At 59.9% G+C, this 14,245-nt stretch carries 12 protein-coding genes; 4 read left to right on the top strand and 8 right to left on the bottom strand.

Translation table 11 applies throughout. From position 1 onward, the window contains the following. Positions 1-97: 97 nt before the first annotated feature. Complete coding sequence (locus tag K7H94_RS03980) at positions 98-1,018, top strand: LysR family transcriptional regulator (protein WP_222951683.1); 921 nt, start codon at positions 98-100, stop codon at positions 1,016-1,018. Here K7H94_RS03980 and K7H94_RS03975 read toward each other — a convergent pair. After that, a complete protein-coding gene (locus K7H94_RS03975; protein WP_059012302.1) occupies positions 1,015-2,178 on the bottom strand; it encodes an MFS transporter in 1,164 nt (387 codons plus the stop codon). The two genes, K7H94_RS03980 and K7H94_RS03975, sit on opposite strands and share 4 nt — an antisense overlap. A 391-nt stretch (positions 2,179-2,569) precedes the next feature. Between K7H94_RS03975 and K7H94_RS03970 the strand changes: the two genes are divergently transcribed. Next, entirely contained in the window at positions 2,570-3,196 is a 627-nt protein-coding gene (locus tag K7H94_RS03970) for a serine protease (RefSeq protein WP_166720497.1), read from the top strand. Between the two features lie 249 nt (positions 3,197-3,445). Here K7H94_RS03970 and lysS read toward each other — a convergent pair whose 3' ends face one another. Further along, on the bottom strand, positions 3,446-4,966 hold the full coding sequence (gene lysS / locus K7H94_RS03965; RefSeq protein WP_211726624.1) for a lysine--tRNA ligase: 1,521 nt from the start codon (positions 4,964-4,966) through the stop codon (positions 3,446-3,448). Between the two features lie 9 nt (positions 4,967-4,975). After that, a protein-coding gene (gene prfB, locus K7H94_RS03960; RefSeq protein WP_104093670.1) for a peptide chain release factor 2 occupies positions 4,976-6,074 on the bottom strand; the annotation gives its coding sequence in 2 pieces (ribosomal slippage) (positions 4,976-5,998 and positions 6,000-6,074; 1,098 coding nt in all). A gap of 551 nt (positions 6,075-6,625) precedes the next feature. On the opposite strand from prfB, the gene K7H94_RS03955 reads away from it, so the two are divergent. Next, the gene (locus K7H94_RS03955; protein ID WP_222951682.1) at positions 6,626-9,382 is read left to right on the top strand and encodes an autotransporter domain-containing protein; all 2,757 of its coding nucleotides are present in this window, start codon (positions 6,626-6,628) and stop codon (positions 9,380-9,382) included. A 3-nt stretch (positions 9,383-9,385) separates the two neighbouring features. Here the strand turns inward: K7H94_RS03955 and recJ are convergent, their stop codons facing one another. From recJ to xerD, 3 genes are read right to left on the bottom strand one after another with little or no spacing between them, the layout of a single operon-like run. Continuing rightward, positions 9,386-11,113, bottom strand: coding sequence for a single-stranded-DNA-specific exonuclease RecJ (recJ, locus tag K7H94_RS03950; protein WP_211725015.1), 1,728 nt, complete (start codon positions 11,111-11,113; stop codon positions 9,386-9,388). Positions 11,114-11,122: 9 nt separating this feature from the next. After that, positions 11,123-11,836, bottom strand: coding sequence for a bifunctional protein-disulfide isomerase/oxidoreductase DsbC (gene dsbC / locus K7H94_RS03945; protein WP_021506677.1), 714 nt, complete (start codon positions 11,834-11,836; stop codon positions 11,123-11,125). 22 nt (positions 11,837-11,858) lie between these two features. Then, the gene (gene xerD / locus K7H94_RS03940; RefSeq protein ID WP_058757089.1) at positions 11,859-12,752 is read right to left on the bottom strand and encodes a site-specific tyrosine recombinase XerD; all 894 of its coding nucleotides are present in this window, start codon (positions 12,750-12,752) and stop codon (positions 11,859-11,861) included. A 100-nt stretch (positions 12,753-12,852) separates the two neighbouring features. Between xerD and fldB the strand changes: the two genes are divergently transcribed. Then, positions 12,853-13,371, top strand: coding sequence for a flavodoxin FldB (gene fldB / locus K7H94_RS03935; RefSeq protein WP_021506675.1), 519 nt, complete (start codon positions 12,853-12,855; stop codon positions 13,369-13,371). Here the strand turns inward: fldB and K7H94_RS03930 are convergent. Beyond that, positions 13,368-13,787, bottom strand: coding sequence for a protein YgfX (locus tag K7H94_RS03930; RefSeq protein WP_215800696.1), 420 nt, complete (start codon positions 13,785-13,787; stop codon positions 13,368-13,370). The genes fldB and K7H94_RS03930 overlap by 4 nt on opposite strands. Then, complete coding sequence (gene sdhE, locus K7H94_RS03925) at positions 13,762-14,028, bottom strand: FAD assembly factor SdhE (RefSeq protein WP_010616925.1); 267 nt, start codon at positions 14,026-14,028, stop codon at positions 13,762-13,764. The genes K7H94_RS03930 and sdhE overlap by 26 nt, the downstream gene beginning before the upstream one ends. Positions 14,029-14,245 lie beyond the last annotated feature (217 nt).

Below are 14,245 nucleotides of genomic sequence, written 5' to 3'. Positions count from 1 at the left end.
AGTCGTTGCTGTCATTTAGCCACAGCACAGTGATGCAGAAAAATATCTGTTTAAGCATCAGCTATGCAAATATGATATGGATGACACGGAGGGGACGATGGCAAAAATTAACTGGCGGCATATCGAAATCTTTCACGCGGTGATGACCAGCGGCAATCTGACCCAGGCCGCCACGCTGCTGCACACCTCGCAGCCAACGGTGAGCCGCGAACTGGCGCGGCTGGAGCAGCAGCTGGGCTTACAGCTGTTTGAGCGGGTGCGCGGCCGCCTGCAGCCCACCGTGCAGGGGCTGCGGCTGTACGAAGAGGTGCAGCGCTCGTGGTACGGTCTGGATCGCATCATGGATGCCGCCGAAGGACTGCGCCAGTTCCGCCAGGGCGAGCTGTCCATCGCCTGCCTGCCGGTCTTTTCCCAGTCGCTGTTGCCGCCGCTGCTGCAGCCGTTTTTACAGCGCTATCCGCAGGTGAGCCTGAATATTATTCCGCAGGAGTCGCCGCTGCTGGAGGAGTGGCTGTCGGCGCAGCGCTACGATCTCGGTCTGACCGAAACCCAGCATGCGCCCGCCGGGACTGAACGCCTGGCACTGCTGACCAGTGATGAAGTGTGCGTGCTGCCGCCGCAGCATCCGCTGTGTCAGCGGACGGTGCTGACGCCGCAGGATTTTCACGGTGAAAACTATGTCAGCCTGTCGCGCAGCGATAGCTATCGTCAGTTGCTGGATGCGCTGTTCCATGAGCAGCAGGTGGAGCGGCGGCTGGTGCTGGAGACGCACAGCGCCGCGTCGGTGTGCGCGATGGTGCGCGCCGGGGTGGGTATTTCGATTGTTAATCCGCTGACGGCGCTGGATTACGCCGACAGCGGCGTGGTGATGCGCCGCTTCAGTATTGCCGTGCCGTTCACGGTGAGCCTGGTGCGGCCACAGCATCGGCCGGCATCGGCGCTGGTCGATCACTTCTGCGACCACCTGCAGCAGCAGGTGGCCACCTTTCCGCAGCGCATCGCCCAGCGTCTGGCTTAAGCGCGCACCGTCTCGCGCTGACCGCCCGATTTGCGGAAGGTCAGCAGACAAACCACTAATCCCGCTGCCGCCAGCGCTGCCGCCGCGACCGGCACCGCCGTCAGGCCATAGCCTTTGTCGATCACTGCGCCGCCCACCCACGCACCGAGTGCGTTACCGACGTTAAAGGCCGAGATGTTGAGCGTCGACACCAGATTTGGCGCCTCTTTACCGTGGCGCACCACGTTGATTTGCAGGCCCGGCACGGTGGCGAAGGTCGCCATCGCCCACAGGAACAGGGTTACCTCTGCCAGCCACAGCGCATGGCTGGTCCAGCTGAACAGCAGCGAGAACACGGCGATCAGCGAAAAGCTGAGGATCAGGCTGAACGACACTTTCCAGTCCGCCAGTTTCCCGCCAACAATGTTACCCACCGTCAGGCCAGCGCCAATCAGGAACAGCGTCCAGCTGACACCGCGATCGCTGATGCCGGTCACCTGCAGCAGCAGCGGCGCAATGTAGCTGAACAGCGCAAACATCGCGGCGGCAAAACACACCGTCATCAGCAGCGACAGCCACAGTTTGCCGTTGGCCAGCGCGCTGATTTCGCTCGCCAGGTGCACCGGTTTTTCATCTTTGTTAGTCGGCAGGCTGACAATCAGCGCGATGAACGCGAGGATGCCGATAATCGCCACGCCCCAGAAGGTGGCGCGCCAGCCAAACAGCTGACCAAACCAGGTGCCGAGCGGCACGCCCAGTACGTTGGCCAGCGTCAGACCGGTAAACATCAGCGCCACCGCCGATGCCTGACGGCTCGGCGCCACCAGGCTGGCCGCCACCACTGAACCGATGCCGAAGAACGCACCGTGACACAACGCGGTAATAACGCGCGCCAGCATCAGCAGGTTATAGGTATAAGCCAGCGCACAGAGTACGTTGCCGATGATGAAGATGATCATCAGCAGAATCAGGGTACGTTTACGCGGCAGTTTCGCGGTCAGCAACGCCATGATTGGCGCGCCGATAGCCACGCCCAGCGCATAGCCGCTGATCAGCCAGCCCGCAGAAGGAATCGACACCTGCAGGTCACCCGCCACTTCCGGCAGTAACCCCATGATGACGAACTCCGTGGTGCCGATGGCGAACGCACTCAGCGCCAGCGCCAGTAATGCAACAGGCATAACACACTCTCCCAAAATAATTTTGCAGGCGGGCCGCACGACGAACGCCGTACGGTTAAGACAGACGCGTATCCCTCCGACAGTGCGGGGATGTTTATTTTTGAACTGCGTCACAGTCTGCTATTAAAGCACAGCCTCTGACTCTCAACCACCCGGGCGGCAGCAAGGCTATTTTGCCTGCGCGGCAATAATCCCGGCACTAAAAAGTGTCGCTTATGCATCACTGAGACAGGATGGCGATAACAGACTACGCTTGATAACAGGTTGTGATCGCTGTCACAGCGACGGCGCTTTCTGGCGTTAAATCAGGCAGTAAAGGATGGTCGCACATTGCCGATACCCCAATGGATTGCCCGGTAATGCGGCGTCAACACAACAGGGGGACAGAGTTATGCGATGGATCATCGCGCTGGCGATCGGCGGCTTAAGCGGCTGCTCGGTCGGGCACTATGAATACAGCTCAGAAGCGGCCAGGCGCGTCGATATGACCGTCACCGGCATCCCCACCGTGCTCGGCATGGGTGCGCTGGGCACCACTATCCCCCTGACGCGCGAATACAGCCTGACGGCGGCGCACGTGGCCAAATATTCGCTGTATCGGGTGAAGGCCTGGCATCCGGAGTGCGATATCGCCGTGGTTTATCATGCGAATAAAGAAGCCAACCTGCCCCCGCAATTCCGCAACAGCCATATCGGCGACAACGTTAATCTGTATGGGTATAGCTTTATCTCCGCGCTGCCGGTGGCATCAAGCGGCAAAAACCTGATCAATACGACGCTGAGCAATGACTGGAATAAGGCCAGCTGCGTAGTGGTGGCGGCCAATGCCGGCGTGGTGAAAGGCATGTCCGGCGGCGCGGTATATAACGCCAGCGACGACACGCTGGCCGGGGTGATTGTCGGCTATAGCAGTCGGATTGATGATAATAAGAGCGGCAAAACGCTGTTTAAAGATGTGGCGCTATATGTGCCTTATGCGCGGTTCCAGGCATGGCTGGAGGGCGTGGTGAAGTCTTAGGTTGGGTGCGCGCTGATGCCCTCACCCCGGCCCTCTCCCACAGGGAGAGGGAGAAAACCACAGCAGTCCTCTGCCACAGGGAGAGGAAGAAAACCATAGCGGTCCTCTGCCACAGGGAGAGGAAGAAAACCACAGCGGCCTTCTGCCACGGGGAGAGGGAGAAAACCACAGCGGCCCTCTCACACCGGGGTACAGGCAAGTCCCCTCTCCCCACGGGAGAGGGTTAGGGTGAGGGTGAAGGCAACCTGATTACTTACCGGTCGGGCGCAGAGCCGGGAACAGGATCACGTCACGAATGGTGTGGCTGTTGGTGAACAGCATGACCAGGCGGTCGATACCAATGCCCAGACCCGCAGTCGGTGGCAGACCGTGCTCCAGCGCGGTGACGTAGTCTTCGTCGTAGAACATCGCTTCGTCATCACCGGCGTCCTTCGCGTTAACCTGTTGCAGGAAACGCTCGGCCTGATCTTCCGCATCGTTCAGCTCGGAGAAGCCGTTACCGATTTCACGGCCGCCGATGAAGAACTCAAAGCGGTCGGTGATTTCCGGGTTCTCGTCATTACGACGCGCCAGCGGTGACACCTCTGCCGGATACTCGGTGATGAAGGTTGGCTGAATCAGGTGCGCTTCGGCGGTCTCTTCGAAGATCTCGGTCACCACGCGGCCCAGACCCCAGCTCTTCTCCACTTTAATGTGCAGCGTGTTAGCAATCGCCACGGCTTTGTCAAAGTCATCCAGATCGGCGAGGTCCGTTTCCGGACGGTATTTCTTGATCGCTTCACGCATGGTGAGCTTCTCAAACGGCTTGCCGAAATCGAAGGTGTGCTCACCGTAAGGCACTTCCGTGGTGCCCAGCACGTCCTGCGCCAGGGTGCGGAACAGGCTCTCGGTCAGTTCGATCAGATCTTTGTAGTCCGCATACGCCATATAGAGTTCCATCATGGTGAACTCTGGATTGTGGCGCGGCGAGATCCCTTCGTTACGGAAGTTACGGTTGATCTCAAACACGCGATCAAAACCGCCGACCACCAGACGCTTCAGATACAGCTCCGGCGCGATACGCAGGTACATGTCGATGTCGAGCGCGTTGTGATGGGTGATGAACGGACGCGCGGACGCGCCGCCGGGAATCACCTGCATCATCGGCGTTTCCACTTCCATAAAGTCGCGGTTAACCATGAACTGACGAATGCCGGCCATGATTTGTGAGCGAATTTTGAAGGTCTTGCGCGAATCGTCGTTGGAGATCAGGTCAAGGTAACGCTGACGGTAACGGGTTTCCTGATCGGCGAGGCCGTGGAATTTGTCCGGCAGCGGACGCAGCGCTTTGGTCAGCAGGCGCAGCTCAGAGATATGGATCGACAGCTCGCCGGTTTTGGTTTTGAACAGCTTACCGCGCGCGCCGAGGATATCGCCGAGATCCCACTTTTTGAACTGCTCGTTGTAGACGCCTTCCGGCAGATCGTCACGGGAAACGTAGATCTGGATCTGACCGCCCACATCCTGCAGGGTGGCGAACGATGCCTTACCCATGATGCGGCGGGTCATCATACGACCGGCTACGCTCACCTCAACGCCGAGCGCTTCCAGCTCGTCGTTCTCTTTGCTGTCATAGTCGGCATGCAGACGATCGGAGGTGGTGTCACGGCGGAAATCGTTAGGAAACGCCACGCCCTTTTCACGCAGCGCGCTGAGTTTTTCGCGACGCGCTTTCAGTTCGTTGTTTAACTCAAGGGCGGCATCAGCGCTCTGCGGTTGTTGTTCAGACATGTCGGTTCCTTATAGCCCTGCTTTTAAACTTGCTTCAATAAAACGGTCAAGATCGCCATCCAGTACGGCCTGGGTGTTACGCGTTTCTACGCTGGTACGCAGATCCTTGATGCGCGAATCGTCAAGAACGTATGAACGGATCTGGCTGCCCCAGCCGATGTCCGACTTGTTCTCTTCCGCCGCCTGCTTATCGGCATTCTTCTTCTGCATTTCATATTCATACAGCTTGGCACGCAGTTGTTTGAAGGCCTGATCTTTGTTCTTATGCTGCGAGCGGTCGTTCTGGCACTGCACCACAATGTTGGTCGGCAGGTGGGTAATACGCACCGCTGACTCGGTTTTGTTAACGTGCTGACCACCGGCACCCGAGGCGCGATAGACGTCGATACGCAGGTCGGCCGGGTTGATTTCGATGTCGATGTTGTCATCCACTTCCGGGTAAATAAATACCGAACTGAAGGAGGTGTGACGACGACCGCCGGAGTCGAACGGGCTCTTACGCACCAGACGATGAACGCCGGTTTCGGTACGCAGCCAGCCGTAAGCGTAATCACCGATGATTTTGATGGTGGCTGATTTGGTACCGGCCACTTCGCCTTCGGACTCTTCGATGATCTCGGTTTTGAAGCCTTTGGCTTCCGCCCAGCGCAGATACATGCGCAGCAGCATGCTGGCCCAGTCCTGCGCTTCGGTGCCGCCAGAGCCGGCCTGAATATCCATGTAGCAGTCGGCGCTGTCGTATTCGCCGGAGAACATACGGCGGAACTCCAGTTCACCCAGCTTCACGTCCAGTGCGTCCAGCTCGACCACGGCTTCGTTAAAGGTCTCTTCGTCGTCGGCTTCAACCGCCAGCTCCAGCAGACCCTGCACATCTTCCAGCCCCTGCTGCATCTGGTCGAGCGTTTCAACCACCGCTTCCAGCGAGGCGCGCTCTTTGCCCAGCGCCTGCGCGCGTTCAGGTTCGTTCCAGACGTCCGGCTGTTCCAGCTCGGCGTTTACTTCTTCGAGGCGTTCTTTCTTAGCATCGTAGTCAAAGATACCCCCTAAGAACGCTGCTGCGCTCGCTGAGGTCCTGGATACGATTTTTGACCGGATTAATTTCAAACATGGCTTTTCAGTCTTTTTTGACGATTCGGTGAGAGGAGATAAAAGTAACGCGCTAGTTTACCCGAAAGCGCGCCTGGTTTGTAGCTTTGCACATCAATGGCTATACCGCGTATGAACCGGCAGAAAATAATTGCGCCAGTTCTGGAAACCAGCAGGTATGACGGTTGCCAGAAATCCCGCTGTCTTTCGCCACCTACGCGGTGCGCCTTCAGAATTTTCCTACATAATCACGGCAATAAACGCCAGCTGGCGTTATTAAAACCCATGATTTCTCAGACAAAATCATTAAAACCCCACCATCAGAAATGTCTGGTTCGAAGCGTGATATAGCGTGATTAGCCTGCGCAATGCTGCGCTGTCCTGGCCATCAACCGGCCAGTGCGCACCTTATCCTTTCTGCACCCTGGCGGAATCTCAGGGGTTCGTGCTTCATCTATTGCGTTCTGTCTGTCAGCCACGTTGCTCAGGAGTATTCGTGACAGGGAAAGACTGCATTCAGGCCCGTTAACGTGAACGGGCGACAACATGCCCTGAGAGGCATGAGGAGTTGCCATGCATTATCCTGTTGTTACTTTTCGATCCTCACCGCGCCTGCTGGCGCTGATCATCCCGTTTCTGCTGAGCGCCTGTGGTGGCGGCGGCGGCGGCGGTGGTGGTAGCGGCAGCACCTTAACCCCGGTCACGCCCGTTATTGAACCCACAGTGCCGGCCACGGCCGCCAGCAATAAAGTGGGCATCATTGACTCTGGTCTGGCCCCGGGCCGCAGCGAAATTAATTACGCCAACGTGAATTTCTCCAGCTATGTCGGCAGCAACACCGCGCTGAACGACAACATGGGAATCAACGGCCACGGCACGCTGGTGGCGATGACGCTGCTGGGGCTGTCGCCTGACAGCGCGCTGTATGTGGCGCAGGCGTCACAAAATAACATTTTCAGCTATGACAATACTGCGCGCGCGGTGCAGGGCTTAGTGGCGCAGGGCGTGCGCATCTTCAATATGTCCTACGGTTCGCAGGAGCGCCTCACCAGCCAGCAGGCGCTGAGCGATGCGCGCCAGCGCTATCAGTCACTGTATCAGGGGCTTAACGCGGTGGCTGCGGCAGATGGGCTGGCGGTGATGATCACCGGCAACAACAGCGGCGCTACGCCGGCACCGGACGTGCTGACACCGCTGATGTATAACGACCCGCAGCTGGCGCGTAATCTGCTGGCGGTCACCGGCATCATGGATCATACCGGTTATGATCTGCCGGGACGCGCAGCCGGCACCGGACCGTTTGACGCCTGCGGCGCGGCCGCCGCATGGTGCCTGACCGCGCCGGGTTATACCGATTATCTGTATCAAAATTCTGACGGCAGCTGGGTAAAGGTGCGCAGCTTCGGCACCTCATTTGCCGCACCGCGCGTGACGGCCGCAGCTTCGCAGCTGCTGCAGCGTTTCCCGTGGATGAGCGGCCATAACCTGCAGCAAACCCTGCTGACCACCGCTACCTACCGCAGTGATGCGCACGATAACGTCGCCGACAGCGCGAACGGGCGGCCATACAATGAGACGTTCGGCTGGGGCGATCTTAACGCCGCCAAAGCCTTAAACGGGCCGGGACAATTCTGGGCAGAGGACTTCAGTGCGCGCCTCGACGGCGGCCAGTATGTGTTCAGCAATGACATCAGCGGCGATCGCGGGCTGGTACTGGACGGCAGCGAACGCGGCGGTACGCTGCAGCTGACCGGCAACAACAGCTATCAGGGCCTGACGCAGGTCTCCGCTAATAGCCTGCTGATTGACGGTGCGATTGCCGGCAATGCGCTGGTGAACGGTAGCGGCAAACTGGGGGGCAGCGGGCGCATCGGCGGCAATCTGGTCAACCAGGGATCGGTTAACGGCGGCCTGCAGGTGACGGGCAACTATCAGCAAAGCGCCGACGGTACGCTCAACGTCACGCTGAACAATCCGCTGCGCGTGACCGGCAACGCGGCGCTCGACGGCACGCTGAACCTGGCGCCGCCCTCCGCCAGCTACGTGGTGAAACAGCAGGAAACGCTGCTGACCAGCGGCGGCGGCGTGAGCGGCCAGTTTAGCCAGGTCAATACCGGCGTATTTCTCGACGGTTCCGTCAGCTATGACGCCCACAGCGTTACCGGCCAGCTGACGCGCAAGAACACCGCCGCAGCGGCACAGGCGATGGGAATGGACAGTGCCAGCGCACAGCAAACCAGCCGCAACCTGGAGCAGGCGTTTGAGCTGGCAGACCGCTGGCAGGGTCAGGCGACGCTGAGCAGTGCGCAGCAGTCAGCGCTGGCGGCCGCAGGCGCCTTCCAGACGCTGGCGGACACCCGCAGCGCACAGGCGGCGATCAACTCCCTGTCCGGCCAGGCGCATGCCTCCGGCAATGCGGTGCTGTTCAACGCGCTTGATTATCAGACGCGCCTGCTCAACAACCGCATCGATGATGCCAGCGAACAGGGGCGCTTCGGCTTCTGGCTGGAGAGCGGTCAGCTGCGCGGTTCGCTCGATCAGGATGGCTATCTCGGCAACCGCTATCGCAACACCCTGACCGCGCTGGGTGCCGACAGCGATTTTGGCCTGCCCGGCCTGCGCCTCGGCATCGCCTGGACGCACACTCAGCTTGATGCCACCTATGACGACACCGGCGGCAACAGCCAGAACAGCCTGCAGGGCGTAATGCTGTATGGGCGCTATGCGGTGACGCCAGCCTGGTACTGGCAGGGCAATCTCAGCTATCAGCATGGACGCGACAAACTGCAGCGCCTGGTGCTGCTGGATGAAGCTGCACCGGTCTCCTCTTCCGCCCGCACAGACAGCTGGCAGGCGGCGCTGCAGAGCGGCTATCGCTGGACGCTGCAGGAGGATTATCGCATTGAGCCTTATCTCGGCTGGCGTGAAACCGGCCTGCAAACCGGCAGCTTCAGCGACAGCGGCAGCGCGTTTGGCCTGCAGGGCGACGGCGACAGCTATCGCCGCAGCGTCGGTTACGGTGGCCTGAATCTCAGCGCGCGCCAGGACTGGTCGGCGGGCTGGTGGAGCATGCTGAGCCTGTATGGCGAATACCAGTACGCGTTCAGCAATCCGTCGATGGACGTCAGCGCGCGCTGGAGCGGCTTCGGCAGCGGTCAGCAGAGCTTCACCATCCCGGGTATGCAGCTCGATCGCCGCTCGCAGTGGTTTGGTGCGCGGGTTGATCTGGTGCAGTCGGCACGCGCGCGGCTGTTTCTGCGTGCCGACCGCCACGTGGCCGATCGCGGCGATGAGAAGGTGCTGCGCGGCGGTGTCGACGTCACGTTCTAAAGGTTACGACTGCGGCCAGATATGGTCGATGATCAGCTGTACCGAGCGATTGCCGCGGTATTCGTTGATATCCAGCTTGTAGGCCAGCTGCACCTGACGCACGCTGCTGTCTGGCCACAGGCTGGTGTCGACGTTAAAAGCGATACCATCCAGTAACGGGCCGCCGCCCAGCGGCTCGACCATCACCTTAAGGTGACGCTCGCCCACCAGACGCTGCTGCAACAGCTTAAACTGACCGTCGAACACCGGCTCCGGAAACGCCTGGCCCCAGGGGCCGGCTTCCCGCAACATTTCCGCAGTGTGCAGGGTAAACTCCTGCGCATGCAGTTCGCCATCGGACCACATCACGCCCTGCAGCGCCTCGCCTTCCAGCCATTCGTCGATCAGCGCGGCAAAGCGCTGGCGGAACTCATCGTACTTCGCCTCTTCCAGCGACAGCCCCGCCGCCATGGCGTGTCCGCCAAATTTGATGATCAGGCCGGGATAGAGCGTGTCGATGCGTTCCAGCGCGTCGCGCAGGTGCAGTCCGGCAATCGAACGGCCAGAGCCTTTCAGCGTGCCGTCACCGGCGGGTGCGAAGGCGATCACCGGGCGGTGGAAGCGCTCTTTCAGGCGTGACGCGAGGATGCCAACCACGCCCTGATGCCACTCCGGGTGATAAAACGCCAGCCCGAGCGGCAGATCGCGATGCTGGCGCTCCAGCTCATCGCACAGCGCCAGCGCCTCGCTCTTCATGCCCTGCTCAATCTCTTTGCGCGTCTGATTAAGCGCATCAAGTTCGCTGGCCAGCATGCGCGCCTGGGCAATATCTTCCGTCAGCAGCAGCGCAACACCAACCGACATATCGTCAAGCCGGCCGGCAGCATTGAGGCGCGGCCCGACGGCAAAACCGAGATCGCTGGCCGCCAGCTGACGCGCATCGCGGTTAGCAATCTCCAGCAGCGCGCGGATGCCGGCACGGCATTTGCCGGCGCGGATGCGGCTCAGCCCCTGCCACACCAGAATGCGGTTGTTGGCATCCAGCGGCACCACGTCGGCCACGGTACCGAGCGCCACCAGATCCAGCAGTTCGGCCAGATTGGGTTCACTGCGCCCGTCGCTGAACCAGCTCTGCTGACGCAGATGGGCACGCAGCGCCAGCATCAGATAAAACGCCACACCCACGCCGGCCAGCGAACGCGACGGGAATGCGCTGTCGCTCAGGTTAGGGTTAACGATGGCCTCGGCCGCCGGCAGCGTTTCGCCCGGCAGGTGATGATCGGTGATCAGTACCGGAATGCCGTGCTGGTGTGCGGTGTCGACGCCCGCGTGCGACGAAATGCCGTTATCCACGGTGAGGATCAGCTCGGCGCCACGCGCGCGCGCCTGCTCCACCACTTCCGGGCTCAGGCCATAGCCGTCTTCAAAGCGGTTCGGCACCAGATAATCAACGTTGCCGCCCATGCTGCGCAGCGCCAGTACGGTGAGCGCGGTGCTGGTGGCACCATCGGCATCGAAATCACCTACCACCACGATGCGGCGTTGCTGCTGCAGCATCTCATGCAGCAGCGTCACGGCGCGCTCAATGCCGCCAAGGCTTTGCCACGGCAGCAGGAATTTCGCGCCGCGTTCCAGTTCGGCGGCGTCTTTGACACCGCGCTGCAGGTAGAGACGACGCAGCAGCGGCGGTAAATCATCGGGTAACTGCGCGTCGGCCTGGGCTTCACGCCGACGTAATTCTACAGAGTGCATCACTGTGTCTTAACCACCACGCTTCTGGCCGTCCAGCACCTGCTTCAGCTCCTGCGGTCCCTGGTAGCCAGGGATCATCATGCCGCTGTCGGTGAGGATGGCTGGCGTGCCCTGAATACCAAACAGAATGCCCAGCTTGTAGTGCTGGTCGAGATTGATTTTGCAGCTCGCCGGCGCATCCATTTGCGGTGCGTCGCCTTTCATTGCGGCATCAAATGCCTTGTTGCGATCGGCGCTGCACCAGATGGCGGTCATGGCTTTCTCCACCTGGCCGTGCAGGCCTTCACGCGGGAACGCCAGATAGCGCACGGTGATGCCCAGCGCGTTGTAGTCAGCCATCTGTTCGTGCAACTTGCGGCAGTAGCCGCAAGTGATGTCAGTGAACACGGTGATCACGTGCTGCTCTTTCGGCGCTTTGTAGACAATCATTTCCGGTGCCAGCGCGGCGACTTTTTTCTCCAGCAGCTGATTGGTGACATTCACCGGCTGCGCGCCGCTGACATCGTACAGCGGGCCCTGAATCATGTGCTTGCCGTCTTCGGTGACGTACAGCACGCCACTTTCGGTCATCACCGTTTTGATACCCGGCAGCGGCGACGGCTGGATTTCCGCCTGCTGCATACCCAGTTTTTTCAGTGATTGCTGAATCGCGCTGTCATCGGCATGGGCCAGCGCAGAAAAGGCGCTGACCAGCAGAGCCAGCGTCGTAACGGTTTTTTTCATCTCAAATCCTTGTTGCCGCTGCTCAGGCGCGCGGATGATGCTGTTGATGTAACTGACGCAGGCGCTCAGTCGCCACGTGCGTGTAAATCTGGGTGGTCGACAGGTCGCTGTGCCCCAGCAACATCTGTACGACGCGTAAATCGGCACCATGGTTCAGTAAATGTGTGGCAAATGCGTGGCGCAGCACGTGCGGTGACAGCTTTTCGCTGTCGATGCCGGCAAGGGTGGCATAGTGTTTGATGCGATGCCAGAAGGTCTGGCGTGTCATCTGCTGCGCGCGGTTGCTGGGGAACAGCACATCAATGGTCTGCCCGTTCAGCAGCCACGGCCGCCCGTGTTCCATATAGTGCTCCAGCCAGTAAATGGCTTCTTCACCTAATGGCACCAGCCGCTCTTTATTGCCTTTACCGATGACGCGCACCACGCCCTGACGCAGGCTGACATCACTCAACGTCAGACCGACCAGCTCAGAGACGCGCAGCCCGGTAGCGTACAGCAGCTCCAGCATCGCTTTGTCACGCAGTTCGAGCGGTATGTCCGTTGCCGGGGCCTGTAACAGGCGCTCGACCTGATTTTCTGACAGGTCTTTTGGCAGGCGCTGCGGCAATTTCGGCGCTGATAACAGCGCGCTGGGATCGTCACTGCGCAGCTTTTCGCGGTACAGATACTGAAACAGACGGCGCATCGCGCTCAGGGTACGCGCTGAGCTGGTGGCTTTGTAACCGCCCTCAATCCGCTCAGCCAGAAACTGCTGCAAATCAGCGGCTTCCAGCGTCAGCAGCGTGCGCTCATGGTGGTGCAGCCAGGCAGTGAGCGTCTGCAAATCCTGACGATAGGACGCCAGCGTGTTCTGCGCCAGATTGCGCTCAATCCAGAGCGCGTCGAGAAACTGTTCTATCAGATCGCTGTCCTGCACTGTTGCCCCTCGCCGTGTGAAATCGTGCTCATTATGCCTGAAACTGGCCTGCTTCTGGTACAATTGCGCCAGAGTGAGTTTCAGTCAGAGCATTAATTGCATGAATATCGGTCTGTTTTACGGTTCCAGTACCTGTTACACCGAGATGACGGCGGAGAAAATCCGCGACTTTATCGGTGAAGAATTAGTCACGCTGCATAACCTGAAAGATGACGATCCGTCGCTGATGGAGCAGTACGATTTACTGATTCTCGGTATTCCGACCTGGGATTTCGGCGAACTGCAGGAGGACTGGGAAGCGGTGTGGCAACAGCTGCCGGCGCTCAACCTGCAGGGCAAAATTGTGGCGCTGTACGGCATGGGCGACCAGGTCGAGTACAGCGAATGGTTCCTTGATGCGCTGGGTATGTTGCACGAACTGCTGCTGCCGATGGGCGTGCAGTTTGTCGGTTACTGGCCGCTCGACGGCTACCAGTTCACCAGTAAAAAACCGCTGACCGCCGATGGTCAGCAGTTTGTCGGTCTGGCGCTCGACGACGTTAATCAGTTTGAGCTGAGCGAAGCGCGCGTCGAGCAGTGGTGCGAACAGATTCTGACCGAAACCGCCGCGCTGCTTTAATGCGGCGTCGCGCCATCCAGCAAAAAACAGCGGGCGCGTAACGCGCGCCACGCGTCGGGCGGCATACTGTCGTGCAGCAGCCACAGCCGCCAGCGCTGCCCGCGACGGTTACGCAGCACCAGCAACACGCCCCACGGTAGCCAGTCTGGCTGCCGTTGCGCCTGCCAGCGCTCACCGCGCCAGTACCAGTCACCCTTGTCATCCAGCATGAGCGCTCCGCAGCGCTGCTGCAGGCGACACGCGTTACGCCAGCACTGCAGTGTCAGCAGGATCACTACCGCGATCTGAACCCAGGCCCAGCCCGCCGGCCAGCGACAGCTTAGCAACAGCGCGCCACACAGCCCGAACAGCGTCACATTCAGCGCCCGCGCGCTGCGTGACGCGCGCAGATTACATTGCCACCGGCCCGCGTTCACGGTTGCGCTGCTGAATCAGTTTCACCATGCGTTTGAACTCGGGATCGGCCGGTTCGCCGTGGTTCATCATCCAGTTAAACAGGTCCGGATCGTCGCTCTTCAGCAGCGCGACAAACACCTGCTTGTCGCTGTCGCTCAGCGAATCATACTCATATTTAAAGAACGGCATGATCGAGACATCCAGCTCCAGCATGCCGCGACGGCATGCCCACTGGACGCGCGCTTTGTCATGAATATCCATGTGTCTTCTTCCACAGCTGATAACAGTGGCGCTCAGTGTACCTGCTTTTTCGCCGCGCTGCAGGCGTGCAACCAGACGCTGCGCGCGATGACGCACAGCAATGCCACCGGTTACAGGGTTATCACGCGATTTGTGCGCCAGATTCCGCAAACAGGTTGCAATGGCGCACTGCTCTTTTAACATTGGTAAGCATATTACTGGATAAACCTTATTGATC

It is taken from the genome of Pantoea dispersa (assembly GCF_019890955.1).
GTDB lineage: Bacteria > Pseudomonadota > Gammaproteobacteria > Enterobacterales > Enterobacteriaceae > Pantoea > Pantoea dispersa.
Note: the sequence above shows the minus strand (reverse complement) of the source record. Positions and strands in the feature narration are given on the sequence as shown.

Bases quoted from the DNA above. Each gene is read 5' to 3' on its own strand.
- lysS (WP_211726624.1), bottom strand. From the start codon at position 4,966: ATGTCTGAACAACAACCGCAGAGCGCTGATGCCGCCCTTGAGTTAAAC.
- K7H94_RS03955 (WP_222951682.1), top strand. From the start codon at position 6,626: ATGCATTATCCTGTTGTTACTTTTCGATCCTCACCGCGCCTGCTGGCG.
- sdhE (WP_010616925.1), bottom strand. From the start codon at position 14,028: ATGGATATTCATGACAAAGCGCGCGTCCAGTGGGCATGCCGTCGCGGC.
- fldB (WP_021506675.1), top strand. From the start codon at position 12,853: ATGAATATCGGTCTGTTTTACGGTTCCAGTACCTGTTACACCGAGATG.
- K7H94_RS03975 (WP_059012302.1), bottom strand. From the start codon at position 2,178: ATGCCTGTTGCATTACTGGCGCTGGCGCTGAGTGCGTTCGCCATCGGC.
- K7H94_RS03980 (WP_222951683.1), top strand. From the start codon at position 98: ATGGCAAAAATTAACTGGCGGCATATCGAAATCTTTCACGCGGTGATG.
- recJ (WP_211725015.1), bottom strand. From the start codon at position 11,113: ATGCACTCTGTAGAATTACGTCGGCGTGAAGCCCAGGCCGACGCGCAG.
- dsbC (WP_021506677.1), bottom strand. From the start codon at position 11,836: ATGAAAAAAACCGTTACGACGCTGGCTCTGCTGGTCAGCGCCTTTTCT.
- K7H94_RS03970 (WP_166720497.1), top strand. From the start codon at position 2,570: ATGCGATGGATCATCGCGCTGGCGATCGGCGGCTTAAGCGGCTGCTCG.